This is a genomic window from Candidatus Paceibacterota bacterium (genome assembly GCA_035452965.1).
Classification (GTDB): domain Bacteria; phylum Verrucomicrobiota; class Verrucomicrobiia; order Limisphaerales; family UBA8199; genus UBA8199.
Genome location: DAOTCE010000004.1, coordinates 160,879 through 185,972, shown reverse-complemented (window position 1 = coordinate 185,972; position 25,094 = coordinate 160,879). Strand labels below are relative to the sequence as shown.

The following is a 25,094-nucleotide window of genomic DNA, read 5'->3' as shown; positions in this document are numbered from 1 at the left end:
AACATCCAATTATGCCAACTAAACTCACCCGCCGCTCTTTCCTGGGAACCACGGCTACGGCAATGGTTGCCACTCATTCTTTGCTCCATCGCACCCACGCCGCCGACGTCATCCCCGGCTTTGACCAGACAAAGACCGATTACGACCGGACGAAAACCTGGAAGCCCTTCAGCGACCGCAAGGTCCGGGTTGGCTTGGTCGGCTACGGGGTGTGCCAGTTCTCGGCGGCATTTGAGTTTCAGAATCATCCCAACGTTGAAGTCGTGGCGGTGAGTGATCTGATCCCGGACCGTTGCGCGGCGCTGGCCAAACGCGTCAAGTGCCAGAAGACATATCCCTCGTTGGAGGAAATGGTGAAGGATGATCGCATTGAGGCCATTTTCGTGGCCACTGATGCCCCCTCGCACACCCGACATTGCATGGAGGTGCTCAATCATGGCAAACACGTCTGCACGGCGGTGCCCGCCTTCTATGGCGACATCGAGGACGCGGAGAGGCTGCTGGAATGCGTCAAGAAGAACCGCGGCCTGGTGTATTCCATGTTTGAGACCTCGGTCTTCCACGATGATTTGTACGCCATGGAGAAGCTTTACGCCGCGAATGTCTTCGGCCGCATCGTCTATTCGGAAGGAGAGTACTGCCATCCGCATACTTTGGGGGCGCCTTCGATTGGATCGTACAAGGACTGGCGCAAGAAAGGGGCGCCCATGTGGTATCCGACCCATGCGACGGCTTACTACATCTGGGTCACTCACGGCAGTTACGTGGACGTGCAGTGCCAGGGCACGGCCCCGTTTGACAAGGCCAAGCGCCAACCCAATCTCATCGGCAACATCTTCAATTCGGAGGTTGGGTTATTCCGCACCCGGGAAGGCGGGCTCTCCCGCATGATCAGATGCGCTTCCCAGGGGGAATATTTGGAAGCGGGCCGGATTCGAGGGGAATATGCCGGCTATGACGGGCACAACGGCCGGGTGGACGGTTTTGTGGGAGACGCCACGGGCAAGCAACGCCTGCAGGAGGCGCTGGCCAAAGGGCTACAGATCAAGAAACCCGCGCTGCCGCCGGGGGTTGCCGCGGGTGGACACGGCGGTTCGCACGGTTATCTGTCCGATGATTTCATTGACGCCATCCTTCGGGGGCGCAAACCGGCGGTGGATGTGATTGACGCGTTGAACATGACCGTTCCCGGTTACTACGCTCATCTGTCAGCCATGAAGGATGGGGAGACTTTGAAGATCCCGCAGTATTCGCTCTAAGCGATTACGCACTCGTCAGTCCAACCAATGCTGAGCCAGCTATGAACCTTAGACGCCTTGCGGCTGCAATTCTCTGCCTGGGGTCAGCCGGCCTGCCCGCGGCCGAGCCGTTCTTCTTTGTTCAACTTGCCGATCCGCAGTTCGGCATGTTCACCGAGAACAAGGATTTCGCCCAGGAGACTGCCAATCTTGAATTCGCCGTGGCCACCATCAACCGGCTGCGCCCGGCCTTCGTGGTGGTTTCGGGCGACCTCGTGAACCAGCCCGGCGACGCCGCCCAAATCGGCGAGTATCGGCGCATCATGAGCCGCGTTGGCTCCAACATCCCCGTGTACCAAGTGGCCGGCAATCACGACATTGGCAATACCCCGTCCCCGGCGGACATCGCCACCTACACCAACCATTTTGGCCCTGACCACTACACCTTCCAGCGGGCGGGCTTCGTAGGCATCGTGCTCAACTCAGGGATCATTCACACGCCGACGCACACCGCCAGACAACTCGCCGAGCAGGAAAGCTGGCTCCAGGCCGAACTCAAACGTGCCCGCCAGAACGGCGCGCGGCACATCGTGATCTTCGCGCATCATCCCTGGTTCCTCAAAGCCGCTGACGAGCCCGATGAGTATTTCAACATCCCTGGCGAACGCCGTGCCCGCTACCTCGCCTGGTTCCGCGAGGCGGGCGTGAAGCACCTTTTCTCCGGTCATACTCACCGCAATGTTATTGCCCGCGATGGCGGCCTCGAATCCGTCGCCACCGGCCCGGTGGGCAAGCCCCTGGTCGAGGGCAAGTCCGGCCTGCGCATTGTCATTGTGCGAGACGGCCGCCTGGAGCATCGCTTCTATCACTTTGGAGAACTGCCCAACCGCATTGACCTCGGGGCGGCCGAGCAGCGGTCATGATCTCACCGTCAGAAGGGCCTGGCCTGGCGAATTGATTGATGGGCGGATGAGGGGGGAAGGGGTGCAGTCTTGTCCGCCAGCAAGGCGTTGCCCGCGGCTGGTTCTGCCGCACCCACACGTGAGTTAAACTACAGGCTTGTCCATATGCGCACCCGTATGGTTGGGCGCAGCTTTCCCAGCTTGGGCGGGACAAGCTGGATTCGGCCCGAAACACCGGTCAGACTACGATGCCAACCCGGCGAGACCCCTGTGTGTATCCCATGGGGAGCGCTCCCCATGGGATACACACAGGGGCACCGCCGTGCCGTCACCGTAAACTCAAGCCAGAGGTGCCATGGCCAGAGGGGACCTGAAAAGGCGGACAGGCAGCATCACTGTCCAAAATGTGGACAGTGCGCGGGTTGCGGGTTGGGGGCTCCCATTCGGGATAAACCGGAACGTCTTTTACGCCCGGCCTTGGGATAGCACAATTCGGTTTGATGCGGGGGCGAATCAGGCCTTTGCTGACGGGGGGCGCCGGCGCCATTCGACTTTTGGCGGTTCGGGCAGGCCCTGCGCCCGCAGAGCGGTGCGGAAGTGCATCTTGGCGACCTTGGCGAGGCCTTCGGCGCCCTGTTTGGCCGCGAATTCCTTTGCCGCCGCATCCACTGCTGCTGAGGCGCCTTTGGGGAGCTTCAGGCCGTATTGCTTTTCCAATGCGCCCAGGCGGGTAACGAATTCGTGCCGGGCCAGGATAGAGGCGGCCGCCACGGCTAAATCCTCTTCGGCGCGGTGCTTCTGCACCAGCTCGATTTCCCGGCCCAAACTCATCAGGGCCTTGGCCACCGTCTCCTTGTTGGCAGCGAACTGATCGCTAATGGCTCGCACCGGCGGGGGTGTCATGCGATGGCGCTGCAGCATCAGGTTTTCAATCACGCGCGCATGGCCCCAGGCGAGGATGGCGTTGACACCCTTCATTTTGGAATAGAGGCGGTTGTAGGCCTCGTTGCCGATCGGGACCACTGTGGTCACGCAGCCGGGCGTCTTGCGGATCAATTCCGCCAGGTCGCTGATGCGCTTGTCGCTGGAGATATGCTTCGAGTCGCGGATGCCGGCATCGGCCCAGGCTTTGGCGACGCTCTCATTGACGTAGGCGCCGGCGATACAAAGGGGCCCAAAGAAATCGCCCTTCCCGCTTTCGTCCACGCCTAGGCGCGGCAGGAGCAGATCGGGATTCAAAACGGTTTCGTAGCCCAGCCGCGCCTCCTTGAGGATTTCCGGCTCCAGCACGAACTCAACAAATTCCTGCGTCCCTTTGCCTTGCACGACCAGCTTGCCGCTGCCATAGAAGACGACGTTGGTCTTCTCCTTCTCAGCCGCAAACCGCGCGTAGGGCACCTCGCGGAACCTGTAGTAATGCGCCTGCAGCCAGGTCCGCAAGGCAGCCGCCTGCGGATCGGTTAGCTTGCAAGTGTAGGAGCTGAGTGGTTTCACAAAAGCTGTCGCATCGTAGAGCCAGAGCGCCGGGAGGGCAAGCGGGGCGTGGGGGCGAGCGGGGTGAATGGCCGTCTTTCGGGTTTCAGTTTTCGGGCCTGGGACTTAACCTCCCGGCGCTCGGATGAACCCTCGAGACATCGTGCAACGGCTGCTGGCGTGGTTCGCGCAAAATGCGCGCGCCTTGCCCTGGCGTCGCACCCGCGACCCGTACGCCATCTGGATTTCGGAGGTCATTCTAGCAGATACATATTGACAGATACGGTCTAATCTGCCACAATCAGGGGCATGAAAACGGCAATTTCGTACTTAAGGTTCAGTTCTAAGCAGCAGAGCCGCACGGATTCATATCGTCGCCAGATTGAGGCAACGGAGCGGTTTTGCAGAGAACACAACCTTGAACTGTTGGACCGACTGGAGGATTTGGGCGTGTCAGCTTGGACAGGTAAAAACCTTTCCGATGAGTCTGCCCTTGGACGTTTCCTTAGGCTAGTCGAAGCAGGGAAGATTCCTAAGCAGACTGTCTTAATCGTTGAAAACTTGGACAGGTTAAGCCGTGCAAAGATACTAGATGCCCTTCACTTGTTTACTTCCATTATTAAGAAGGGTGTCGAGATTGTGACCACGATGGACGGTAAATGGTACTCTGAGCAATCCATCACAGAAAACCCTACCGATTTGATGATAAGTATCATCTACCTAACCCGTGGCAACAATGAATCCGAAACCAAGTCTGTACGCGTCAAACAGTCTTGGATTCAGAAGCACGAAAAGGTAAAGCGGGGCGAGTTCTCAAAGTTTGCTTGCCCTAGCTGGCTTGCCCATAACGGCAGCAAGTACTCGCTGATTGTGCCGCACGCCAACGCAGTTAGGCTAATCTTTGCGTTATACAATGGTGGGCTTGGCGTTTACTCCCTGATTAAAGAGCTATACAGGCGAAAGGTCAAACCATTCACAAAGTCTAAGGCGTGGCGTCCCGTATTCATTCACAGGCTGTTACAGAATCCCGCAGTAATAGGAACGTGCGAAACAGTTTCACCCCCACAGCCAAACTACTACCCTGCCGTTGTATCAGAAGAACAGTATTACAAAGCCATTGCACGGCGAAAGCAGAATCAGAACTTTAGGGGCAAGACTGGGGCCAAAGAGATAAACATATATGGTGGTATCTGTAAGTGTTGGAAGTGCGGGGCGAGTATGGTGAAGTACTCATGCAAAGGTAGAGGGGAAGACCCGAAGCACTATACTTTTCTTGTCTGCTCAAATTCCAAAGTAGGGAAATGTAACTATGAGTTTACCCCCTTTGACAAGTTCAACGATAGCTTTTTGCATATCCTCAACATGGCAAACTTTGCCAAGCTTATCTTTGCTTCTGAACCTGAGATAGAAGACACCTCAGAAGCTATTCGGGGCAAACTTGTCGAAGTACAGGCGAGTATTGACAGGGTTACAGATGCCATCGTGAAGACTGACAGCCCTGCCCTGGTTGCGCGTTTAGCACAATTGGAATTAGACAGAAAGCAAATCGAAAAGGAATACGAGACCGCCAAAGCGGAAGCGTTTTCAAAAACAGACGTAAGGCAGGATTACAAAGAGATAATGACTCAGATGTCGGGAGCTTTGAAGAATAACCCATTCAGGCTGAGGTTGCGTAATCTCATGCGCCGTCACTTGGCCAAAATAGTGGTAAAGGCTGATGCCTATACCGTTCACTTTAAGGAGTGTACCGATAGCATACAAATTGCTTTGAATGGTGACGGGTTTGAAATGGCGTATTGGGATGAGGTAGAGGTTTTCCCTTACAGGGCAGAGCTTAAAGCCGCTTAGGCGTGAATTTGAACACTTTCGGGCCAAATAAGGGAATGCGCGACCAAGACCCGTTTAACGCTCGTGGCTGTCCACGCCCCGCCCCGTGACGTGCGCTCGCCCCGTTTCGTGAGGCAATCCGCAATGCGGTTTAGTGAAGTGATACCCGTGCTTTGGACTTCCCGTATTGATTTGATTGCCGTCTCACAGAATGCCCGTTTCTGAGCCTGCACGGCCTGTACAGCGGTCTTTCTGGCATCGGCCAGCCTTGGGTTGCCAATCTTAGCCCCGCGCTCTCTGGCGACAGCTAGAGCCGCTTTGGTGCGTTGGCTGATAAGCTGCCTTTCCCGTTCGGCAACCAAAGCCAACACGCCAATAGTAAAGCGGTCAGCAGAAGGACAATCTAACGCCACAAAGTCTAAGTTGCTGTCTTGCAGAGACATAAGGAAAGCCGCATTGCGGCTTAGCCTGTCCAGTTTGGCAATCACGAGCTTGGCCCCTTTGGCTTTGGCCAGTTTGATTGCTTCCCGCAACTGGGGCCTGTCGTTTAGCCTGCCGCTTTCAGCCTCACAGAAGACCTGTAGGAGCGTAGAATCAGGGTCTTGCTTGGCATACCGTTCAATGGCTTCCCGTTGCGCCGTGGCCCCGTAGCCGTCAACACCTTGGCGAGTTGTGCTTACCCGCACGTATCCGATTAGTATTCTCAGCATGGGGTAAGACTATACCTAAAGGGCCAACCTTGTCAAACCTAACTGTTGGAATAGTTATGAGAAAGTAAGGCTTTGGTAAAGCAAACACTATGCCAGAGAGTATTCACAAAAACTGCTTTATTAAAGTTTATTTATTGACTCAAAGACAAAGACCAGGTGCCAAGGCCACTTATAGAAGCAAGTGGAACCTATAGCTTAGTTCATGGAAAGTTATGGGCCATTACTTAGCCAAAAAGGGGTGGGGGTATTTTATTTCTCCCGCTCAATAGCGGTTAAACCAAGGCTTTTCCTTTGTGAATTACTAAACCCTTGTATTTACTGCCTTTGCCTACTTTAGAAAGGACTCAAAACTAGTTCAAAAGGCTAACCTGTCCCTTGTCAACTGCTTTACTAAGTGCTTTTCGAGCCCCTTTGTAAACTAGTGTGTTTAATGCTAACTTACGGCCCTCTCTTTGTCAAGCGGGGGTGAATCTTACTTTATGTAAGGTAATGTTATTCCCTACGCGCTTTGAGAGCTAAAGAGAAAAGGAGGACTTGGCGCTATGAGAACCAAGCCCTCCCCGACAAGTGCGAAAAGCAATGAACCTGTCGCAATCAGGGCAAACACATACCCTTGACTGTTTCCGCACACACCCATCAGTGTGTGCTATCTCGCGAGCGTTGCACCCGCTAGAGTATCACAGACAACTCTAGTTTCGCCGTCCTGCCCTGAAAGTTACCAAGCGCGGTGAAGGTCTTTTCTTTGGCGAACTCTGGCAGCTTCAACTTAATGCGCCTTTTGTGCTCGGCCCAGCGACGTTCATCAATGCCCGATACTTCCACGGAGCACTTATCCACGTTCTTATTAAACCGTTCGATTGTTTTGCGTAATCTCGTCACTGGATTAACGTCTAACTTTTGCTGGTTTAGCCGCTCTAGTTCGGTTTTGATTTTATTAACGGCTGTCGGCACATCTTCGGAGCCGTAGCTGTCAAGCGTTTCTGTAAATGCCGCTTCCGCGGTTGTACGGGCGCAAAGATTTGAGTACTTTGCCATAATGGCGCTTACCTGTCGCCCGTTCAGCCCTGAACGCGCCAGGGCTTGGCGTAAGTAGTTTGCCCAAATGCTATCCATGTTAATCTCTTTCGCTTTCGTCAGTCTCTCTGCTTTCATCCTCGGGCACTGTCTTCTTGCCGTGCAGAGTGTCGCGAGTGTCTTGGACAATTGGGCCATGCTCGCTGGCATCGTGTATCACTTCCAACTTAAACAACTGAGTTGAGTACGGGTTGTATTTATTGCTCATAAAATTAGTTCACCACGAAAATCGGGTCATCGTACACGCCTTCCAGCATTTCAAGCTTACACAAGCTCACCATTTTTTCTGCCCATTTCTCAAACAGTCGGCGGCTTTCTGAGGGGTCTATGTCAAAGGGGCGCATTAAGACGATGGCATCTTGCATCGTAAAACTACGCATTGACATTAGGGCCTTTGTCACGCTCATAAACTGTGCAAGGGGTTCGTTGCTCTCAGCTTCGCCCCTTACAGGCAAACTCTTTAGAAATGCAGCGTCACATTGAGCTTGGGGCACACGGGGATAAAAGGTCATGCCTAACGGGGCGTGCATTGGTTCACTCAGAGGTCTTGTTCTTGTCTTTTTCATAAAGCTTACTTTGCCGTTTGCCATACCACCATTGGCGCGGAGTTTCTTTCGCTGGGCTTGAAGCGGTTTGTTTTCGCGATGACCCCCGCACTGCTAAAGCCCTTGAGCATGTTGCCGATGACCTTTGAAACTGATTTAAGTGTCAGGCCCCGCGCACGCGCATATTGATAAAATTCCTCACTTGTAAATTGCTCGCGCTCTTGAATGAAACGGGCCAGCGCACCCGCTGTTCGCCATTGGTCCCGCCCTGTCAGCCTTCTATTTGTCTTCACATTAGGTATTACACGCCTTTTTGAGAGTGTGAACTGTGACCGTTCACTTTTTTTGGAAAGTTGTTACAGCCCCGTGTAACATACAATGGACCCTCTAGCGGTTGCGGACATGCGCTAGACGTTGGCCCGACTACGATAAATCGGGCTAGTTAGTGGCACGGGGAACGGTTTTCAGGACTTTAGCTGGCAGACTCTCGTAAGCATGGCTCGCCATGACAGATTAAGCTGCCCAAACGTGCCGTTAGGAGTGTGCCCCTATTGCATGGCACAACTCAGGCTCGCTTATTGTTTCGAGTGAACCTGAGAGTTTCGGGCGTCAAAATGCTTTGCGATTGGACGCCAGCCAAGTCTGGAACATGTTTGGACTTGGTAGAAGTTTTAAGCGTGACTGCGCTAGGTTGACTTCGAGCGGAACCCCACTAGCTAAAGACATGTGCTTGGGAAAGTCCTGCGCCCCTACATACATATTATATTAGTACTTAACGTTTTGGTAAAATGAACCTTACGCAAATCCTAAGCGATATTGCCCGACACCATGCCTTTGCTTCGCAGTCGCGACTCGACTCTAGCAAGCTAGGGGCCTTTGTTGAAGACTGGCCAGACAAAACAGCCTTTGATTTGGACGTGATAAACACGATTGCACGGAAAGAAACTGGTTTGCGCCTTAGTCGGGCCACGGGTGAGCTTACTTTGCATAACGCTGTTACAGGCCACCGAGAAACATTTACAAAGTATCGCCTAAAGTCCAATGATGGGCACGCTTACTTTGATTTTGTTCTGACCAATTGCAGAGGGGGCTTTGATGTTTTGGTAATGATGCTTTATATCGAACCAGAGTATCGAGGGAACTTTTTTGCATTGCGAAGGTTCTTTATTGAGCAAGTTAGCGCAACCCTGTTTGGCCTGCTGAAAACGCCAGTCTTTAGCATTCTTGGCGAGGCACAAAGCGACACAATGCCTTGTGCAAAGTTAGTTAAGCTCTACAAGTTATTAGGATGCATCAAGGTCCCCCGTGCGCCTGTAAACTTCATGGTGCTTTTCAATCCTAAAACGCAGGAATATCTTGAGCGTATGGACCCGCCACTTGCAAGGCGACTGCGCGAGGCAACAGCCCTTGAGCGGAAGCGAGTTACTAACCCGCGCCTTGTGGACAACGTTTATTAAAGTGCGTGTTGACTGAGGGGGGGCACTTTGCTAAAGTGATTGCATGACTATTGCAAACACCGCAGCCCTGTTAGAATCGGCTCAAAAAGACTTTGAGGCAAAGAAACAGCAACTTGAAGCGGACTTTCTTAAGCGAAAGTCTGAATTGTTACAAAAGGTCAAAGCTCAGTTAGCAGAATCGCTTGCGGAAGCCGCAAAGGTGTTCGCGGCTATTCCTGAAAACGCTCGCGAGGGGGTTTACTCAGAAGCCGAGTTTGCCAAGCTCCTTGACGCTCTTGGACTACAACAGGGCGGGGGCCAAAAGCCGCGCAAGCAACGGCAGCGCACGCCAAGGGTAGCAGACGAACAGATTCTTGGTTATCTTTCTGCCGAGCGGAAAACCAGCGACGTTGAAAAGCACTTCAAGCTGTCGGCTGTGACCATCGGAAAGCGACTAGGGGACTTACTGAAAGCGAAGCAAGTCACTGTGCGGCGAGAGGGAACCTCCAAGCTTTGGAAGAAAGTCTAGCCTTAGCTTTCTCTTTTGAGTTTCGCGCCGCCATTGGCGGGGGTTTCTATTCTCCGTAGCTTACTTCAATGTTGGTCAGCTTTGCGGGGAATACTTTGGAAACCACCACCTTACCGCAATTCCTAAAGGTCAGTCGCACTCGGTTATTGGGCATCCAGCTTACGGTTATTTTTTCGCCTTTCGGACCTTCCACAGTCTGGTGATTCAGTCTTTTCATAGGGTTTTTGTTTAGTGTGGAATGACTTAAAGCTTCAATGCAAGTGTTCTTGCGATTTCTTCATCCAAAATCGCACGGGCGGTCAGAGGGATAATTAACTCTTTAGGGTAACGTGGTTAAGTGTCATTGGTAAGGCCCGTCCTTTCACGCTTGACATTGTGCCAATAGCATTCTAGAGTTGTGTTATGGTAATAAGCATAAAATGCGTGAGGGATAGAGCCTCACGAAACAACCTGAGACTGGTTTGTAACCGTAAAGGTAGTCGGCTGTTTACTGAAATGGGCCATTACAATCTGGTGGACTACAACAATACTATCAGATGTAGCCATCTAACCTTACAGAGAGCCGATGCTGAGCTGGATAAGGTTGCCAAGGATGGTTTACCACCACTTCCACCCATCAAACCCTTGTCGGGCTAGACTGGCGTAATCCGCGCAACGCAAGCAGAGCAAGACCGCCAAGCGTGAGCAGAGCAGCCGATGGTTCGGGAACAGTGACGAGATTCGCGTCAAGCTCGAACACATTGTAGTTGTAGTATCTGGTGTCTTGCCGAGCGAATTGCGCCATAAAGTTCTGGCCCGAGGTATTCAGCCGTGCTTGAATCCAAATCTCTGATTCACCTATCAGCGAGTCAGGAAGGTTCTGGTCAAAATGAACACCTGCCTCATAGGACGGAGTTGGCACATCCAAAAGAAGAACCCAATCGCTTCCATTCTTGGAAGCCCACAGGGAGCCACTCCCAAAATTTCCTCCACCGAAATTCCAAGCTCCAATACCTGAATGCAAGTAAACCTCCGTTGTGGGCCGTGGGAACGTGAACTGTAACGTCAGTTTCGCTTCTGTCCCGTTGGCGATGGGATGCCAATACGAAATGCCATTTTGCGGGTCGGGCATTTCGGAACGCCTTTGAATATTGACCTGCTCCACAACATGGTCCAAGGCGTTCGGGGAAAACACATCCACAAAACCGTATTGAAAGTCATACGCTTGCGCCTGTGGTAAGAACAGATTCACCGCCACAACTGCTAAAACCGCCGTAAATAAGCCATGTAAATACGTAATTGGCTTCATAAGTATTATTGTGTCATTCCAAAGCTAATTTCAGCATATTTTGACAACGGTGACAAGCCTAAAACACTATCAGTCCTTGGGTGTTGGCATTATGTGGCCACGACTACGCTGGCAGGGTGCCAAAGTCCACAACGGGCAAGCTGTTGGTTGTGCGCCTGAGAGAACTGCGGAAACGGCATTCTCTCACTCAGGAGCAATTCAGCGAGCTTTCAGGGGTGGCCTACAAGTACTACCAACTGATTGAAATAGGGAAGCGGATTGACCTGCGACTTTCCACGGTGGAGAAACTGGCCAAAGCATACGGGCTTGGAGTCCATGAACTGCTTGCACCAGACCTGCCCGAAACGGGATTGCTTGTCCGTATCCCCTCCAAACTTAGAGGAAAAACACGTCGTACAAGGAAGTAAGTCTAATTGTCTGGACTGGCGGCAATCGTGCGGTGATAGGGCTGTGTTGCGCTCTAGCTTGGCTTGCGGGTGCGCTTGTTGCCTCTGGACGTGATTCTTTTCTATGCGGTTTGGCGGTCAAGCCAGGTTTTGACTTGCTGGCGAGCTTGGCGACACCCCGCCACGCAACTTTTTGACTTTTTTATAGGCGCAACCCAAGATTCGCCAGAATTGAACAAGATTAACGCTGTAGTTTCGGCCCTGCTGCCGTGGTACGCAAGGAATGCCAGAGATTTACCTTGGAGACGGGAACCGTATTGCAAAGACCCGTACTGTGTATATGTGTCCGAAATTATGCTTCAGCAGACGCAGGTCAGGACAGTCCAGCCCTACTGGGAGCGGTGGATGCGCGCTCTCCCGAATCTCGAGGCCCTGGCAAAGGCCCGGCCGCAGAGGCTCCACAAGCTCTGGGAGGGACTGGGTTACTATTCCCGCGTTCGCAACCTGCAACGGGCCGCGCGGATCATTCGCCAGCAACTTGGTGGGGTGTTTCCGCGAGACTACGACAACCTGCTGGCGCTGCCGGGCATTGGCCGCTACACCGCCGGGGCCATATGCAGCATCGCGTTCAACCAGCCGAAGCCGATCCTGGATGGCAACGTGGTTCGCGTCCTGGCACGATTATACGGGATCACTGGCAATCCCCGCGCGCAGAAGACCAACGCGCGTCTGTGGCAGCTTGCGGAGAAGCTGGTGTGTGCTGCCGCCAGGACCACGGAGCGGCGGGCGTGCTCACGGTTCAACCAGTCCCTGATGGAACTGGGGGCGCTGATCTGCGCGCCCCGGCAACCCCGGTGCGGCTGCTGTCCGCTTGTGAAACAGTGTGTTGCCTATCGGCAGGGCCGGGTTGATCAACTGCCCGAAGGCCGCCGCCGCGTCCGTGCCACACCACGCCGTTTCGCGGCGTTCGTGGTTCAGCAGGACGATCGCTTCCTCGTTCGCCAAAGGCCCGCAGGTGTGGTCAACGCACGCCTGTGGGAGTTTCCCAACCTGGAAGTGGCATCCGGGGATTCCGCTCTGCCGGGCGCGGCCCGCAGCGTCTTGGGAGTGCGACCGGGAAAGCTCGAACGTTTGGACGTGATCAAGCATTCCATCACCCGCTATCGCGTCACCCTGGAAGCGTATTGGGTCACGGCCCCTCGCTCTGCGTGGACCGGGGCGGCCGGTGGCCAATGGGTGGGTCGCGACCGGCTGAAGCGGCTGGCATTCGCCAGCGCCCACCGGCGAATCCTGCAGTGCCTGGAGCGTAAAAGCCGGGGGATCAGTTGAGTTTTCGGGTGGCGACCTTGCGCCCGCCCGCTGGGCGCTGAACATGCAGTGTGGAATCCGGCGATAATGGCGCGTTTCCATCACACCATGGGCTGGCCAACGACCGCTCCCAGGGGCATACTTCGCAGATGAACGAGCCAGGCAAACTGCAGCCCGCCATTCGGGTCGTGATGATGCCACGGGACACGAACCCGATGGGGACGATCTTTGGGGGTATCATCCTGAGTTACATTGACCAGGCCGGGGCGGTGGAGGCGCTCCAGCATACGAAGAAGACGCTGGTGACAGTGGCCATGCACGAGGTCAAATTCATCGCCCCGGTCTTTGTGGGAGACCTGGTGAGCTTTTATACCGAGGCCGTGAAGTTTGGCAATACGTCCCTGACTGTTCGCGTGACGGTGGAGGCTCGGCGCCGCCAACCGCCGCATGAGACGGTGCGGGTGACGCAGGCGGAAGTGGTCTATGTGGCCGTTGACGAACCCGGCCACGCCGTGCCGCTATGACGCGGTGGGGCTTTCCGAGACACGCCTTTGTCTGCTTTGTTAAACCCAATCGCTCTGGAGTCGGGGCGTTGCTTGGCCTTCGAACCGGATAGGCGGCTATACCATCACCCGTTTCCGTGTGATTGCGATGTGAGTTAAGTTCGTAGCCGTTCAAGGGCCTCGCTGCGAGAAGGTGAGCATTTCCTCCTGTCGTTTGATCAGCGCGCTTTGTCCCGTGGTTGAAGCTGTGCGCGTAAACAGTTGCACTGCGGCATCATAATCCGCCAAGCTGCGAGCCTCTAAGTATGATTTCCTGGCTGGAAACAACCGACACGGCGCTTTTTCGTGTCATGAATCAGTCGCTGGCGAACCCGGCGTTTGACGGGTTGATGCCGCTGCTGGCGGGTCATGCCTTCTTCATACCGCTTCTGCTGGCGGCGGGGCTGCTGCTCATTTGGAAAGGAGGCCGCCGGGGGCGCATCTTTGTGTTGATGCTGGCTCTTGCGCTTAGCCTGGCTGACGGTTTTGTCTGCAATGTGATTCGTGACGCCATCGGGCGTCCTCGTCCGGGCTTGGCCCTGCCGGAGACCCGCGCACTGCTTCGCTCGTCCAGTCGCGGCAGCCTGCCCTCGGCGCACGCTGCCAACTGGTTTGCCGCGACAGCGGTGGTGTTTGTTTTCTACCGGCGGCGGTGGCTGCCGGTGGCGGCTGTGGGTGCGTTGGTTGCATTTTCGCGCGTTTACAACGGCGTGCATTACCCGGGAGACGTGCTGGTGGGTGCGGTGTTGGGAGCCGGTGCGGGCTTGGCGGCGGTCTGGCTGGCGACCACGCTCTGGAGCTGGCTTGGACGCCGATGGTTTCCGCTTTGGTGGGCAAGATTGCCGTCCCTGGCCAATCCGGACGCGCCGCCCATAGACATTCCCGCATCCACGACCGCGGCGGCGGCTGACCGGCAATGGCTGCGGCTGGGCTGGCTGCTGATCGCAGGACTGCTTCTGTTCAGGCTGAACTATATTGCCTCCGGCACGATCCTGCTGAGCGAAGACGAGGCCTACCAATGGCTTTGGTCCAAGCACCTGGCGCTATCCTACTTCAGCAAGCCGCTGGGCATTGCGCTCATTCAGTTTGCCGGGACGGGGCTATGGGGCGACACGGAGCTGGGTGTTCGATTCTTCGCACCGGTGTTTGCGGCAGTTCTGGGTCTGACGCTGTTGCAGTTCATGGCCCGGGAAGTGGGCGCGCGCCAGGGATTCCTCTTGTTGCTGGCGGTGACGGCGACGCCATTGCTCGGCGTCGGCTCCGTGTTCATGACGATTGATTCTCCGTTGGTGCTGTGCTGGACACTGGCAATGGTGGTAGGCTGGCGGGCGGCGCAGCCGGGCGGACGGACCTGGCACTGGCTGCTGGCCGGGCTCGCGCTGGGGCTGGATTTCCTGAGCAAGTACAGTGCGGTTTACCAGATCGCGTGCTGGGCGTTGTTCTTCGCGCTGTGGCGTCCGGCGCGGGCGCATCTGTGCAAACCGGGGCCCTACCTGGCGTTGCTGCTGTTTTGCACTTGCACGGTGCCGGTGATCATTTGGAACGCCCAGCACGATTGGATCACGGTGACCCATGTGGCCGACAACGCCGGGCTGGACAAGCAATGGCAGCCCACGCTGCGGCATTTTGGAGAGTTCCTCGGCGCGGAGTTTGGCCTGCTGAATCCGGTGTTCTTTGTGGCGGCGCTGTGGGCGGGGGCGGCGTTCTGGCGCCAGCGCAAGGAGCGGCCGCTTTGGCTCTACTTCTTCTGCATGGGCATGCCCGTGTTCCTGGGGCACGCGGCCTACGCCCTGCATTCGGGCATCCACCCCAACTGGATTGCGCCCGCCGTGCTGCCGATGTTCTGCCTGATGGTGGCGTACTGGGACGCCCGGTGGCGCGCAGGGGGGCGCGCGGTGGCGCGCTGGTTGGGCGTCGGGCTGGTGCTGGGCCTGGCGGTGGTCGTGGTCATGCATGACAGCAGGCTGTTCGGCAAGATCGCCGGGCGCCCGTTGCCGGCCGCGCTGGACCCGCTGCGGCGCGTGCAAGGCTGGAAGGATGCGGCAACGATTGTCGAAGCCGCGCGCGCGAGGCTTTCAGCAGAAGGACCACCGGCCTTCATCATTGCCCATCATTATGGCCTGACAGGATTGTTGAGTTTCTACCTGCCTGCGGCACGAGGAGCCTCGCCGCCTTTGGTTTATCCACGAAGTTCCCCCACGCCCGGCAACCAGTTCTACTTCTGGCCGGAGTACCGCTACGACACCAACCGGCGAGGGCAGAACGCCATCTTCGTTCGGCGATTGGCAGGCGATCGGCTGAAGCCGGGGTGGTTTTGGAATTGGCTTGGCGGGCGCGAGGTGGAGGTTGTCGCCTCCCCGCCGCTAGTGTCGCCACCGGCAGTGCTGGAAAGTGAGTTTGAAACAGTGACCAGCTTAGGAGTCTATGAGGTGAAGCGGGGCAGCCGGGTGTTGCACCGGCTGCATCTCTTCGAATGCCGCCATCTGCGCTAATGCGGGGCTGCGCTTGAGACAAGGTCCCGCCAGGTCCGCTGCCTTCCGGTGCAGCGCGCCACCGCATCGTCAGTCGTCCCTGGGCCGTTTTTGTGGGATCGCCTAGGGGGAGAAGTGATTGCGGCACTCCCGATTAATCGCTCCGTGAAGGTGGAGCGCCCGTGAGCAAGAGCCATCGTGACGTCAATTGTGGAATGCAAGTTCGCGGCCTCTTCACGGGCTTCTCTCCCCAGGTCGTCCGGATGCGGACTTTCAGCCGGCAGCGGGCGTTGTTTCGAGGTCTGAACAATGAGCTTGCCGACAACGCGTGTTCGTGCGAAATACGTCCTTGATGGCGTGAAGCGGATTAGGTTCGCAGACCACGCGGTTTTCCTTTGGGGTTTCGTGCCCAGGGTGTTCACCCGTGATCTGTAACATTTATCCAATTCTTGGTTCCGTAAAGCGTCTTAGTTCAAATGGTTGCGCCCGTAGCTCAGTTGGATAGAGCATCTGCCTTCTAAGCAGAGGGTCCCGCGTTCGAGTCGCGGCGGGCGCGCCACCCTTCATTAACCCTTCGAACGGCTTTTTTCCTTCGAAAGCGCGTGGGCAAGAGCGTGGCCGCAGTTGGCAGGTCCCTCTATCCAATGCGTGCAAATCCAGCCGTGCACCTCCAGAGCTTCCCGGCGCACCCTTTCCATGAGCTCGCGTGGCGGCGGAATTCCATTTCCGCGCCGGAATTCATTTTGCCTCGGCGCCGGGGCTCGGTAAAGTGACTGGGCGGCTTGCTCGCCCGACCGCTGCAACAGGATGTCCGGATGAAGAACATTGTCTATTTTGACCTCGAAACGCAGAAGTCCGCCGAAGATGTCGGCGGCTGGGAGCACATCAACCGCATGGGCATGAGCGTGGGCGTGACTTACAGCACCGCGCAAGGCGGCTACAAGATCTACGGCGAAAAGCAGGCCAGCGAACTCATCACGGACCTGCAACACGCCAGCCTGGTGGTGGGGTTCAACATCCTGCGCTTCGATTACGAGGTCCTGCACGGCTACACGTCGTTCGACCTGCGCCAATTGCCCACGCTGGATATGATGGTCAAGCTGGCGGAAACCTTGCGTCACCGGCTCTCGCTGGATTCCATCGCCACCGCCACGTTCGGCGTGGAGAAGACCGCCGAGGGGATGCAGGCCATCCAGTGGTATCGGGAAGGCAAGCTGCTCGAAATCGCCGAGTATTGCTGCTACGATGTGAAGCTCACCCGGCTCGTGCACGAATACGGCGTTCAACACCGGAAACTGCATTACCACAACCGGTTCGGGAAGAAGATGACCGTGCCGGTTGACTGGTAGCGGAACATCCCGCTTTCCCATTTCCACTTCGGCCTTTTCTTCCGCGCTTAACCGTGTTCACCTGAGGTCCTATCTATGGGCAAAGAATTCAGCATTACGCCGCGCGCCGTTGCGCGGGTCGAGACCAAGTATCGCCGCATTGTCACGCCGTTGCCGCATCCGGATTCGGTGCCGACACTGGAGAAGCTGCGCCAGTTCGAGCCGCAGTCCATGCGGGGCCAGCCGCCGCTGGTGTGGGACCGGGCCGAGGACGTCTTCGTCTATGACAAATACGGCAACCGCTGGCTGGATTGGAGCAGCGGCGTGCTCGTCACCAACGCGGGCCACGGCGCGCCCGAGGTGCGCCAGGCCATCCTGGACCAGGTCAACAGCGGCCTGCTGCACAACTACGTTTTCCCCAGCGAGGAACGCGCCGCCCTGGTCGAACAGCTCGCCAAGGTGGCGCCCAAAGGTCTCGAGAAGGTGTTTCTGCTGACGACTGGCTCGGAAGCCACCGAGTGCGCCATCAAGCTGGCGCGCACGCACGGCATCCGCAAAGGCGGCAACCAGAAGATCGGCATTGTGGGCGCGGAGCGCGGCTTTCACGGGCGGACTCTGGGCGCTCAGCAGGCAGGAGGCATTCCCGGGCAGAAGAACTGGATTGTCAACGAGGACCCGGCGATTGTGCAGGTGCCTTTCCCGGATGGCTATTGGACCGAGGACACGAGCTTCGAAGGGTTCCTCGCCACACTGGCGAAGAAGGGGCTGCAGCCGGAGAACGTCGCGGGGGTGATGTTCGAAACGTATCAGGGTGTGGGGCCGGACTTTGCTCCGGTGGAATATATCCGCCAACTCGCGCAGTGGTGCAAAGCACAGAACGCGCTGCTGATCTTCGACGAGGTCCAGGCCGGGTTTGGCCGCACCGGCAAGTTCTGGGCCTTCGAGCATTACGAGGTCACGCCCGATGTGATCTGCTGCGGCAAAGGCATCAGCAGCTCTCTGCCGCTCTCGGCGGTCATCGGCCGCCCGGAGATCATGGACCAATTTGCGCCGGGCTCGATGACCAGCACGCACACCGGCAACCCGGTCTGCTGCGCCGCGGCGTCTGCCAGCGTGAAGAAGATCGTTGCGGAAAACCTCGCCGCCAACGCCGCCCGGCTGGGCGAGATCCTGGAACCGGGCTTGCGGGCGATCCAGCAGCGCCACGGAAAGGTCATTGGCCATTACAGTTGCCGGGGGCTGGTCGGCGGGCTGCAGATGACCAAACCGGGCAAGAAGGAGCCGAACCATGACCTAGCGCATAGCATCGTCGAGCGCTGCTTTCATAAAGGGCTGCTGTTCTTCTCACCGGTGGGCGCGTGGGGGCAGACCGTGAAGATCGCGCCGCCGCTGACCATCACCGAGGAAGCGCTGTGCGAGGGCCTGGCCGTGCTCGGCGAAGCCGTGGACGAAGCGGTTGCCGCGTTGAAGTAGCGAACCCCGGCGCGCCAGGCAACGACGGGTTCTCGCCGGATTCAAGCCGCGCTGGCCAGTGCACGAAAGCCGCGACTGCTGCACTGCGGAGCGCGCGGAAAGCAGCGGTTACTTGAGGCGTGTGCTGCGTTCCTGCAGCCATTCGACGTCCACATTGCCCGGTGAGGGCGTGGAATAGACTGCCAGAGGATCGCCCCCAGGCACGAGCGGAGGAGTCGTTCGGGGGTCGATCCATTTGCGGATTTCCGAGTGGCCATCCGCGAAAGAAAAGCTGCACGCCCGATGGTGGTACATTCCCGGCAGATCGCTTGTGAAGGCATAAAGTGCCGGATTGCGGGGCGAGTAGCCGGACATATCCGCCATGAAATTGCTCCAGTTGACCCGATCCTCGCGCATGTCCAGGAAGACAAAGATGCGCGCGGGCGAGGAGACCCCGGTGATTGCGGAAAGCTTGGAATAGACCTGGTAGTTCCTGGCGAAATACCAATGGCCGTCAGTGCCACCCGGCAGCGGATCCACGCCGGGCACGGGCGCGAATCCGCCGACGTAGAGGTTCATGGACATGGTGAGGATTCGAGGTTTCTCGACCCCGCCGACGGTGATCGTCGAGCGGTCGGAGGGGCATTTGTACAGACGCACGTCCTTCGTGTAGGGCCAAAGCGGCCGCTTCATCATGTCGTATTCCGGATCCCAGTTGGCCCGGTTGCCCGGGTTAAAATCCATGTGGGCGCCCGACCAGGCGTATTGGTCGGGCCAGTTGTTGCCATAGCCGCTGGTGCTGGCGTAAACCAGAATGTCGTTGCTGTCCTCGGTGTACATGCGCCAGGCCATGCAGAGCTGGCGATGGCCATTCATGCAGTAGATGCCTTGGGCCTTGACCTTGGCAACGTGCAGCGCAGGCAGCAGCAGGGCGGCGAGGATCGCGATGATGGCGATCACCACCAGCAATTCAACCAGCGTGAATGCCTGGCCTCTTGCCGTGATCCGTTCCTGCTTCATGCGTGGGTTCACTCGCCGCGTCAACGACGCACTGGGCCTAATATAGACCATACTTGGGAGGGGAGCCAGCAAAGGAGGGCAGCAAATAAAGCCCCCTCTGGCCTAAAGCCCTCCCCCAGGCGCTGTTCCTGCCCCTGCGCCTCAGTCTGCAATGTCAATGCGGTCAATCACTCCGACAATTATCGAGCGGACGGGGGCGTTGGCGTCGCCGACGATCTGGCGGGCGGAGTTGCCTTCGTCAATGACCAGCACGCGCTCGCCGACGCCGGCCTGGAATCCGCCGTCCATCGCGATAAGGTAGCCGCCGGGCTTGCCGGACGGGTCTTCCTTCTCAACCACCAGCAGCTTCTTGCCGGTGCAGAAAGGGTGATGAATGGTCGAGACGATGTCCCCCCTGACGGTGCCAATGATCATGACGGGATGTGCAAGTCGTCCACGATGCCGATGATGGTGTGATCCACGGGGACAAACCAGGGATCGAGCGCCAGAGCGGCTTCGCGTCCGCCTTCATAGTAGATAAGTTCGCCCGGGCCTGCGGCGCGGGTCGAATCGCAGGCGACGAGCGGCTCACCTTTGGGGCTGCCTTGTTTGTCGAGGGGTTGGACCCAGAGCATAGGCACGCCTTCAAGGCCCTTATATACAGCGCACGGCGTGAGGGTGCCGATGACCTTGCCGAGCAGCATCAGGATACCTCCTCGCCCTCAAGTTCGATCGGCCTGGCCCCGGCGAACCGGGTGCCGTTGTCGAGTTGCTGCAGCACCGTCTCGTGCGGCCGGGCAATGATGCGGTGCTGGATGTATTCCTTCCGGCCACGCAGGAAGTCGCAAGCCAGCTCCATGGCGGCCTGGACTTCGTGCAACTCGCCGTTGAAGAGGCTGATCGCCTTGCCCGACATCTCGTATTCGGCGAGGCGCAGCTCCGTCAGCCGCACCCGGGTGCCCTTGAGCGCCAGCTCGGCGGCGCGAACATTGGCGGCGACCGTATCTGTTTCCAGAATAGCCACTGCGTCCTGGATGACCGGCTGTCGCTGGCCGAGGACGGCATTGTGCACCTGTTCGTGAACGTCGGGGAGGAAGGCATGATCGAGCCGGCTGGCCTGGCCGGCCTCCAGCGCCTCGTTGAGCGACTCCTCGACCGAACTGGTCGAGCCGCCAATGACGATGAGGTAACGGCCGCGGCTGACGGTGCCGGACTTAATCATGGCGATGGGCGCCTTCTTCAGCAGCGCGTCGGTGCAGCAGATGCCGTCGGCGATGCTGCTGAACTCGATGACCGCGATGGCCGGGTAGGTCCTCATTAGACGATCCTGAATGCGCCGACCAGCGTGCAGCGGCGCCAGCGGGAGAAGCTGCGCGCGCTGGTCATGCCTTCGCCGGTCGGACTGGCAATGGTGAACGAGGTGGGCCCCTCGCCCTTCCAGCCCAAGCCAGCCTGCGAGGGGCCGTTCTTCACAAAGATGCTGGCGTCGCACTCGCGCGCCATGCGGCTGAGGTGGGACAGGTTGTCGGAGTGCATGACGAAGGTGTGGCGGCGCGGATGCTCCAGCGCGATGGCCAAATCAATGCCTTCGTCGGCATCGCGCACGCGTGTGACCGGCAGGATCGGCATCATTTGCTCGGTCCAGAGCAGCGGGTGGTCGTGGTCCACTTCGACGATGCCCAGCCGCACGGATTCGTCGCAGGTGATGCCGGCCTTCTGGAGGATGACGCTCGCGTTCTTGCCAATGAGGGAGCGGTCTATCTCGGCTTCCTTGCGCGGTCCGCGGGTCTTCTTGAAGATGACCTTCTCCAGCGCCGGCAACTGGTCTTTCCAAACCAGCGCCGCGCCGTTGTATATCATGCCCTGGATCAGCTTGTCCGCCACGCTCGAAACAACGAGGCATTCCTTTTCGTCGGCGCAGATGATGTTGTTGTCGAAGGAAGCGCCGAAGACAATGTCCCGCGCCGCTTTGTCAATATCCGCCGTCTCATCCACTACCACCGGCGGATTGCCGGGGCCGGCGCAGATGGCGCGCTTGCCCGACTCCATCGCCGCCTTGACCACGCCGCCGCCGCCCGTGACGACCACGAGCCGGATGCCGGGATGTTTCATCAACGCCTGCGCGCTCTCGACAGTAGGATTGGCAATGCAGGTGATGAGGTTGCGCGGTCCGCCGGCGGCCAGGATGGCTTTGTTGAGCAGCGCGACGTTGTGGCAGGAGACGCGCCGGGCGTTGGGGTGGACATTGAAGACGACGGCGTTGCCCGCTGCGATCATCCCTATGGCGTTGTTGATGATCGTTGAGGTCGGGTTGGTGGTCGGGGTGATAGCGGCAATGACACCGTAGGGAGCAGGTTCGGTGAGGTTGAGTCCGTGGTCGCCGGTGATGGCCTGCGGCTGCAGGTCTTCCGTGCCGGGGGTCTTCTCCGTGACGAGCTGGTTTTTGAGGATCTTGTCCTCGTAACGACCCAGCCCGGTTTCCTCGTGCGCTTCGCGGGCCAGCGCCTGGCCGTGCTCGCGCATCGCGTCCCGCATGGCGGCGATGACGGCGTTGCGTTTCTGCAGGCCCATGTCGTCGAATTGGACAAAGGCGTCCCGGGCCGCGCGCACCGCCTGGTCAATGCCGTCGAAGATGCCCAATTCGCCCGCCAGCGACAGCCCGGCTGACCGGTCCGGGCGCGCACCCCCTCCACCACCGCCCCCGGTCAAATCGGCGACGATGTGCTGCGCGATAGCCTCGATTTCCTGGTCGCTAAGGCCGGACACGCTTCACCTAGTCCTTTTTGTACTTATCCACTCCGCCGATTTCCCAGCTATCCACGATGGCCATGATGACGGCGTCGCAAGGGCGGTTCTGCGTCGCCACGGTCTGGCGGGCCGAGCTGCCGGCGGCGATGAGGACCATTTCGCCGGGGCCGACCCCGACGGCGTCCGCGGCGACGACATGGCCGCCGGTTTCCTTGCCTTCCGTATCCACGGTCTTGACGACCATGAACTTCAGGCCGTCCATGCTGGCTTCCTTGCGCGTGGCGACAAGCGTGCCGACTACTTTCCCAAGAGTCATAAACGGCTCCTGCCGGGGCGGACCAACGCGGCCCGGCCCGGCGACGAGATTGGCGTTACTTCTTGGCGGCCTTCGTGCCCCGGCCCAGCGGCAGCACTTCGTCCACGTTTGTGTGCGGGCGAGGGATGACGTGCACGGCGACCATCTCGCCCACGCGGCTGGCGGCGAGGCGGCCGGCATCGGTCGCGGCCTTCACTGCGGCGACGTCGCCGCGGACGACCGCCGTGACGTAACCGCCGCCGGTCTTCTCAAAGCTGACGAGTTCGACCTTGGCGGCCTTAACCATTGCGTCGGCGCCTTCCACCATTGCGGCGAAGGACCGTGTTTCGAGCAAGCCTAATGCTTCTGCCATATGTGTTCTCCTTACGTTGTCTGTGTTGTGTGTTGCGATCAGTTCTAAACGGATTACGCGCTGCTGCCCTTCATCGGGCGGCCGGTGAGGCTGTTGATGGCGGCTTCGGCCGCTTTGGACGCGACGTCAATGTCCTTCTCTTCGCCGCCGAGATAGAGACGGCCGAAGCTGCCAAAGGCGCGGATTTCGAGGATGTTGATCTCGGCGGTCTTCTCGGCCTCGTTCGCGGCAAACGCGGCGTAGGCGGCGGGGGCCACTTCCATCGTGAAGAGGCTCTGGCCGGGCAGGATCATGTTGCCGTGCCGGGTGCGGTTGATCAGCATCGTGTGGTGGTCGTCAATCTGGCGAATGATGCTGTTGCTGTAGATGACCGGCTTGTAGCGGTCTTCCTCCTTCAGCCCGAGCGCCTCCAGGATGGCCGCGCCGGCAGAGCGCACGTCCGCCTGTGACTCCGCATGGATCTCCAGCATGCCGTAGAGGCGCTCGATGATTTGCATGCCGGGCGTGACCTTGGTGCACTTGAGCGCCACGTCGGTCACGAAGTTGATCTCCATGCCGGGAGAAATCTCAACGAAGAGGGAGGCTTGTCCAGCAATGGGCAGGAAGCCCTGCGAGACGGTCGCAAAGAACGACGCCACCTGCGGCTGCAGGCTGTCCAGAAATATGTATGAGCGTAGGTCTGCCATGATTCTATCCTTCAATATTTGGCTGCGTCACCCGTGACGGCCTGACCGGCGGCTTCCTGGAGGATCTTGATGCCGCTGCTGGTGCCGATGCGCGTGGCGCCGGCCTGCACCATGCGGCGCAGATCGGCCAGCGTGCGGATGCCCCCGGAGGCTTTTACCCCGAGCTTGTGCTCGCGCACGATCCGGCTCATCAGAGCCACGTCCTCCACGGTCGCCCCGCCGGTGCTGAAACCAGTCGAGGTCTTCACGAAATCAGCCCGGGCTTTGACGGCGATTTCGCAGGCGCGCCCCTTTTCTTCGTTGGTCAGCAAGGAAGTTTCGAGGATCACCTTGCACCTGGCGCTGCCGTCGCGGCAGGCCTCGACGACCGAGCGAATGTCGCGCAGTACCAGGGCGTCGTCGCCGCTCTTGAGCGCGCCGACGTTGATGACCATGTCAATTTCCTTGGCGCCGTGCCGGATGGCAGCGCGGGCTTCCATGGCCTTGCTCTCCGGGGGTTGCGCGCCGAGCGGGAAGCCGACCACGCAGCAGACCTTCACGCCCGAGCCGTCCAGCAGCCGGCGGGCGAGCGAGACCCACGTCGGGTTTACGCACACGGAATAGAACTTGTGCTGGCGCGCCTCGCGGCAAAGCTGCTCGATGTCGGCCCTGGTGGTGTCGGGGCGCAGGATGGTGTGGTCAATGAGTTGCGGGATGTTCAACGGCGGCGTAACGGGCGGGGGCGCGGCCGGTGCGCCCTGCGCGGCCAGCAGCTCCTTGACCCGCCTGGCAACTTTCTCCACGTCCGGCTCGGCCGGGGCGGGGCGGGGCTCGCCGACGCTGCCCAGCAGCGTGGCCTGGTGCGGGCCGACCTCGATGGGGCCTTCCTGGACGGCGTTGATGAGTTGCGCCCGCTTGCGGTGACGCTCCTCGACGCACTCGGCGGTGAGGAACATCTCCACGATGGGCGCCGCCTGCTCGAAACTGGTCTGTGCCGCCCCGAGTGTCAGCACGTTGGCGTCATTGTGCTCGCGGCTGTTCCTGGCCAGGGCGACACTGTAGCAGGCTGCCGCCCGGATCCCGCGCACCTTGTTGGCCGTCATGGCGGAGCCGATGCCGGCCCCGTCAATCATGATGCCCAGGTCGCACTGGCCGCCGGCTACCAGTCGCGCCACCGTATAGGCAATGCGGGGGTAATCAACGGCCTCCTTGCTGTGGGTGCCGCAATCCTGGACGGAGCAACCCTTCTCGCGCAACCAGCCCAGGAGCTGGTTTTTGAGCTCGAACCCGCCGTGATCCGCGCCGATGGCAAGCTTGAGGTCTTTCACGCTGGGGAATGGAAGGGTGTGACCACCCTCACCGCAACGAGTTGAATGGAGCGATTCTTGTTGGGTTCACTCACGTGCGCAACTCTATCAGCCGTCCAAGGGGTGTCAAGGGCAGGGCAATATCTCTGCCGCCGGTCCTGCCATTTTGTCGCGCACTGGGCTTACAGAACCAGCACC

The 25,094-nt window shown here is 58.5% G+C and carries 25 protein-coding genes, 1 tRNA gene and 2 pseudogenes; 12 read left to right on the top strand and 16 right to left on the bottom strand.

Annotation, left to right across the window (positions count from 1 at the left end; genetic code table 11):
- The first annotated feature begins 11 nt into the window (after positions 1 to 11).
- Together P5205_05850 and P5205_05845 are read left to right on the top strand one after the other, a co-directional pair.
- Positions 12 to 1,259: a Gfo/Idh/MocA family oxidoreductase gene (locus P5205_05850; protein ID HSA09876.1), complete on the top strand. Its 1,248-nt coding sequence runs from the start codon at positions 12 to 14 to the stop codon at positions 1,257 to 1,259.
- A 41-nt stretch (positions 1,260 to 1,300) separates the two neighbouring features.
- Positions 1,301 to 2,161 (top strand): metallophosphoesterase, encoded by an 861-nt coding sequence (locus tag P5205_05845; protein ID HSA09875.1) that lies wholly within the window; start codon positions 1,301 to 1,303, stop codon positions 2,159 to 2,161.
- Positions 2,162 to 2,653: 492 nt separating this feature from the next.
- Here the strand turns inward: P5205_05845 and rnhC are convergent, their stop codons facing one another.
- Entirely contained in the window at positions 2,654 to 3,634 is a 981-nt protein-coding gene (rnhC, locus tag P5205_05840; protein HSA09874.1) for a ribonuclease HIII, read from the bottom strand.
- Between the two features lie 124 nt (positions 3,635 to 3,758).
- On the opposite strand from rnhC, the pseudogene P5205_05835 reads away from it, so the two are divergent.
- Both P5205_05835 and P5205_05830 read left to right on the top strand, forming a co-directional pair.
- A pseudogene (locus P5205_05835) lies at positions 3,759 to 3,875 on the top strand (A/G-specific adenine glycosylase).
- Positions 3,876 to 3,922: 47 nt separating this feature from the next.
- Positions 3,923 to 5,461: a recombinase family protein gene (locus tag P5205_05830; GenBank protein ID HSA09873.1), complete on the top strand. Its 1,539-nt coding sequence runs from the start codon at positions 3,923 to 3,925 to the stop codon at positions 5,459 to 5,461.
- On the opposite strand, the gene P5205_05825 is transcribed toward P5205_05830, so the two are convergent.
- The 4 genes from P5205_05825 to P5205_05810 all read right to left on the bottom strand — a co-directional run bounded on the left by P5205_05825 (position 5,458) and on the right by P5205_05810 (position 8,062).
- Positions 5,458 to 6,150, bottom strand: a complete 693-nt coding sequence (locus P5205_05825; GenBank protein HSA09872.1) for a recombinase family protein — start codon at positions 6,148 to 6,150, stop codon at positions 5,458 to 5,460. The genes P5205_05830 and P5205_05825 overlap by 4 nt on opposite strands.
- A gap of 669 nt (positions 6,151 to 6,819) precedes the next feature.
- Complete coding sequence (locus P5205_05820; protein ID HSA09871.1) at positions 6,820 to 7,302, bottom strand: hypothetical protein; 483 nt, start codon at positions 7,300 to 7,302, stop codon at positions 6,820 to 6,822.
- A gap of 134 nt (positions 7,303 to 7,436) precedes the next feature.
- Positions 7,437 to 7,790: a hypothetical protein gene (locus tag P5205_05815; GenBank protein ID HSA09870.1), complete on the bottom strand. Its 354-nt coding sequence runs from the start codon at positions 7,788 to 7,790 to the stop codon at positions 7,437 to 7,439.
- Between the two features lie 5 nt (positions 7,791 to 7,795).
- Positions 7,796 to 8,062, bottom strand: a complete 267-nt coding sequence (locus tag P5205_05810; protein HSA09869.1) for a hypothetical protein — start codon at positions 8,060 to 8,062, stop codon at positions 7,796 to 7,798.
- Between the two features lie 495 nt (positions 8,063 to 8,557).
- On the opposite strand from P5205_05810, the gene P5205_05805 reads away from it, so the two are divergent.
- Together P5205_05805 and P5205_05800 are read left to right on the top strand one after the other, a co-directional pair.
- Positions 8,558 to 9,226 carry a hypothetical protein gene (locus tag P5205_05805; protein HSA09868.1) on the top strand — a complete coding sequence of 223 codons (669 nt, stop codon included), beginning with the start codon at positions 8,558 to 8,560 and terminating at the stop codon, positions 9,224 to 9,226.
- Between the two features lie 43 nt (positions 9,227 to 9,269).
- Positions 9,270 to 9,734, top strand: coding sequence for a hypothetical protein (locus P5205_05800; protein ID HSA09867.1), 465 nt, complete (start codon positions 9,270 to 9,272; stop codon positions 9,732 to 9,734).
- Positions 9,735 to 10,350: 616 nt separating this feature from the next.
- Here the strand turns inward: P5205_05800 and P5205_05795 are convergent.
- Entirely contained in the window at positions 10,351 to 11,022 is a 672-nt protein-coding gene (locus P5205_05795) for a hypothetical protein (GenBank protein HSA09866.1), read from the bottom strand.
- A 497-nt stretch (positions 11,023 to 11,519) separates the two neighbouring features.
- Here P5205_05795 and mutY point away from each other — a divergent pair, with 497 nt between their 5' ends.
- From mutY to P5205_05765, 6 genes are all read left to right on the top strand, one after another.
- Positions 11,520 to 12,737, top strand: coding sequence for an A/G-specific adenine glycosylase (gene mutY / locus P5205_05790; GenBank protein HSA09865.1), 1,218 nt, complete (start codon positions 11,520 to 11,522; stop codon positions 12,735 to 12,737).
- 128 nt (positions 12,738 to 12,865) lie between these two features.
- Positions 12,866 to 13,240, top strand: a complete 375-nt coding sequence (locus P5205_05785; protein HSA09864.1) for a hotdog domain-containing protein — start codon at positions 12,866 to 12,868, stop codon at positions 13,238 to 13,240.
- Positions 13,241 to 13,524: 284 nt separating this feature from the next.
- Positions 13,525 to 15,750 (top strand): glycosyltransferase family 39 protein, encoded by a 2,226-nt coding sequence (locus P5205_05780; GenBank protein HSA09863.1) that lies wholly within the window; start codon positions 13,525 to 13,527, stop codon positions 15,748 to 15,750.
- A 461-nt stretch (positions 15,751 to 16,211) separates the two neighbouring features.
- Positions 16,212 to 16,288, top strand: a tRNA-Arg gene (locus P5205_05775).
- 256 nt (positions 16,289 to 16,544) lie between these two features.
- Entirely contained in the window at positions 16,545 to 17,078 is a 534-nt protein-coding gene (locus P5205_05770; GenBank protein ID HSA09862.1) for a ribonuclease H-like domain-containing protein, read from the top strand.
- Between the two features lie 75 nt (positions 17,079 to 17,153).
- Entirely contained in the window at positions 17,154 to 18,530 is a 1,377-nt protein-coding gene (locus tag P5205_05765; GenBank protein ID HSA09861.1) for an aspartate aminotransferase family protein, read from the top strand.
- Between the two features lie 108 nt (positions 18,531 to 18,638).
- On the opposite strand, the gene P5205_05760 is transcribed toward P5205_05765, so the two are convergent.
- The 10 genes and pseudogenes from P5205_05760 to rpiB all read right to left on the bottom strand — a co-directional run bounded on the left by P5205_05760 (position 18,639) and on the right by rpiB (position 24,917).
- Entirely contained in the window at positions 18,639 to 19,529 is an 891-nt protein-coding gene (locus P5205_05760) for a prepilin-type N-terminal cleavage/methylation domain-containing protein (GenBank protein HSA09860.1), read from the bottom strand.
- 141 nt (positions 19,530 to 19,670) lie between these two features.
- Complete coding sequence (locus tag P5205_05755; protein HSA09859.1) at positions 19,671 to 19,943, bottom strand: EutN/CcmL family microcompartment protein; 273 nt, start codon at positions 19,941 to 19,943, stop codon at positions 19,671 to 19,673.
- Positions 19,940 to 20,212 carry a EutN/CcmL family microcompartment protein gene (locus tag P5205_05750; GenBank protein ID HSA09858.1) on the bottom strand — a complete coding sequence of 91 codons (273 nt, stop codon included), beginning with the start codon at positions 20,210 to 20,212 and terminating at the stop codon, positions 19,940 to 19,942. The genes P5205_05755 and P5205_05750 overlap by 4 nt, the downstream gene beginning before the upstream one ends.
- A complete protein-coding gene (locus P5205_05745; GenBank protein ID HSA09857.1) occupies positions 20,212 to 20,826 on the bottom strand; it encodes a BMC domain-containing protein in 615 nt (204 codons plus the stop codon). The genes P5205_05750 and P5205_05745 overlap by 1 nt, the downstream gene beginning before the upstream one ends.
- On the bottom strand, positions 20,826 to 22,274 hold the full coding sequence (locus P5205_05740; GenBank protein ID HSA09856.1) for an aldehyde dehydrogenase EutE: 1,449 nt from the start codon (positions 22,272 to 22,274) through the stop codon (positions 20,826 to 20,828). Before P5205_05740 ends, P5205_05745 begins: the two co-directional genes overlap by 1 nt.
- 7 nt (positions 22,275 to 22,281) lie before the next feature.
- Positions 22,282 to 22,572 carry a EutN/CcmL family microcompartment protein gene (locus P5205_05735; GenBank protein ID HSA09855.1) on the bottom strand — a complete coding sequence of 97 codons (291 nt, stop codon included), beginning with the start codon at positions 22,570 to 22,572 and terminating at the stop codon, positions 22,282 to 22,284.
- A gap of 55 nt (positions 22,573 to 22,627) precedes the next feature.
- Positions 22,628 to 22,924, bottom strand: coding sequence for a BMC domain-containing protein (locus P5205_05730; protein ID HSA09854.1), 297 nt, complete (start codon positions 22,922 to 22,924; stop codon positions 22,628 to 22,630).
- A gap of 53 nt (positions 22,925 to 22,977) precedes the next feature.
- The gene (locus tag P5205_05725) at positions 22,978 to 23,613 is read right to left on the bottom strand and encodes a hypothetical protein (protein HSA09853.1); all 636 of its coding nucleotides are present in this window, start codon (positions 23,611 to 23,613) and stop codon (positions 22,978 to 22,980) included.
- Between the two features lie 8 nt (positions 23,614 to 23,621).
- Positions 23,622 to 24,311 carry a deoxyribose-phosphate aldolase gene (gene deoC, locus P5205_05720; GenBank protein ID HSA09852.1) on the bottom strand — a complete coding sequence of 230 codons (690 nt, stop codon included), beginning with the start codon at positions 24,309 to 24,311 and terminating at the stop codon, positions 23,622 to 23,624.
- A 177-nt stretch (positions 24,312 to 24,488) separates the two neighbouring features.
- Positions 24,489 to 24,917: pseudogene (gene rpiB / locus P5205_05715) on the bottom strand (ribose 5-phosphate isomerase B).
- Between the last annotated feature and the right edge of the window lie 177 nt (positions 24,918 to 25,094).

What these genes read in the sequence shown, in the direction of transcription:
- P5205_05850 (HSA09876.1), top strand. Translation starts at nt 12, where the DNA reads ATGCCAACTAAACTCACCCGCCGCTCTTTCCTGGGAACCACGGCTACG.
- P5205_05805 (HSA09868.1), top strand. Translation starts at nt 8,558, where the DNA reads ATGAACCTTACGCAAATCCTAAGCGATATTGCCCGACACCATGCCTTT.
- P5205_05765 (HSA09861.1), top strand. Translation starts at nt 17,154, where the DNA reads ATGGGCAAAGAATTCAGCATTACGCCGCGCGCCGTTGCGCGGGTCGAG.
- P5205_05820 (HSA09871.1), bottom strand. Translation starts at nt 7,302, where the DNA reads ATGAAAGCAGAGAGACTGACGAAAGCGAAAGAGATTAACATGGATAGC.
- P5205_05845 (HSA09875.1), top strand. Translation starts at nt 1,301, where the DNA reads ATGAACCTTAGACGCCTTGCGGCTGCAATTCTCTGCCTGGGGTCAGCC.
- P5205_05760 (HSA09860.1), bottom strand. Translation starts at nt 19,529, where the DNA reads ATGAAGCAGGAACGGATCACGGCAAGAGGCCAGGCATTCACGCTGGTT.
- P5205_05745 (HSA09857.1), bottom strand. Translation starts at nt 20,826, where the DNA reads ATGAGGACCTACCCGGCCATCGCGGTCATCGAGTTCAGCAGCATCGCC.
- P5205_05800 (HSA09867.1), top strand. Translation starts at nt 9,270, where the DNA reads ATGACTATTGCAAACACCGCAGCCCTGTTAGAATCGGCTCAAAAAGAC.
- P5205_05780 (HSA09863.1), top strand. Translation starts at nt 13,525, where the DNA reads ATGATTTCCTGGCTGGAAACAACCGACACGGCGCTTTTTCGTGTCATG.
- P5205_05755 (HSA09859.1), bottom strand. Translation starts at nt 19,943, where the DNA reads ATGATCATTGGCACCGTCAGGGGGGACATCGTCTCGACCATTCATCAC.
- P5205_05785 (HSA09864.1), top strand. Translation starts at nt 12,866, where the DNA reads ATGAACGAGCCAGGCAAACTGCAGCCCGCCATTCGGGTCGTGATGATG.
- P5205_05815 (HSA09870.1), bottom strand. Translation starts at nt 7,790, where the DNA reads ATGAAAAAGACAAGAACAAGACCTCTGAGTGAACCAATGCACGCCCCG.
- P5205_05795 (HSA09866.1), bottom strand. Translation starts at nt 11,022, where the DNA reads ATGAAGCCAATTACGTATTTACATGGCTTATTTACGGCGGTTTTAGCA.
- P5205_05770 (HSA09862.1), top strand. Translation starts at nt 16,545, where the DNA reads ATGAAGAACATTGTCTATTTTGACCTCGAAACGCAGAAGTCCGCCGAA.
- P5205_05735 (HSA09855.1), bottom strand. Translation starts at nt 22,572, where the DNA reads ATGACTCTTGGGAAAGTAGTCGGCACGCTTGTCGCCACGCGCAAGGAA.
- P5205_05750 (HSA09858.1), bottom strand. Translation starts at nt 20,212, where the DNA reads ATGCTGCTCGGCAAGGTCATCGGCACCCTCACGCCGTGCGCTGTATAT.
- P5205_05830 (HSA09873.1), top strand. Translation starts at nt 3,923, where the DNA reads ATGAAAACGGCAATTTCGTACTTAAGGTTCAGTTCTAAGCAGCAGAGC.
- P5205_05825 (HSA09872.1), bottom strand. Translation starts at nt 6,150, where the DNA reads ATGCTGAGAATACTAATCGGATACGTGCGGGTAAGCACAACTCGCCAA.
- P5205_05730 (HSA09854.1), bottom strand. Translation starts at nt 22,924, where the DNA reads ATGGCAGAAGCATTAGGCTTGCTCGAAACACGGTCCTTCGCCGCAATG.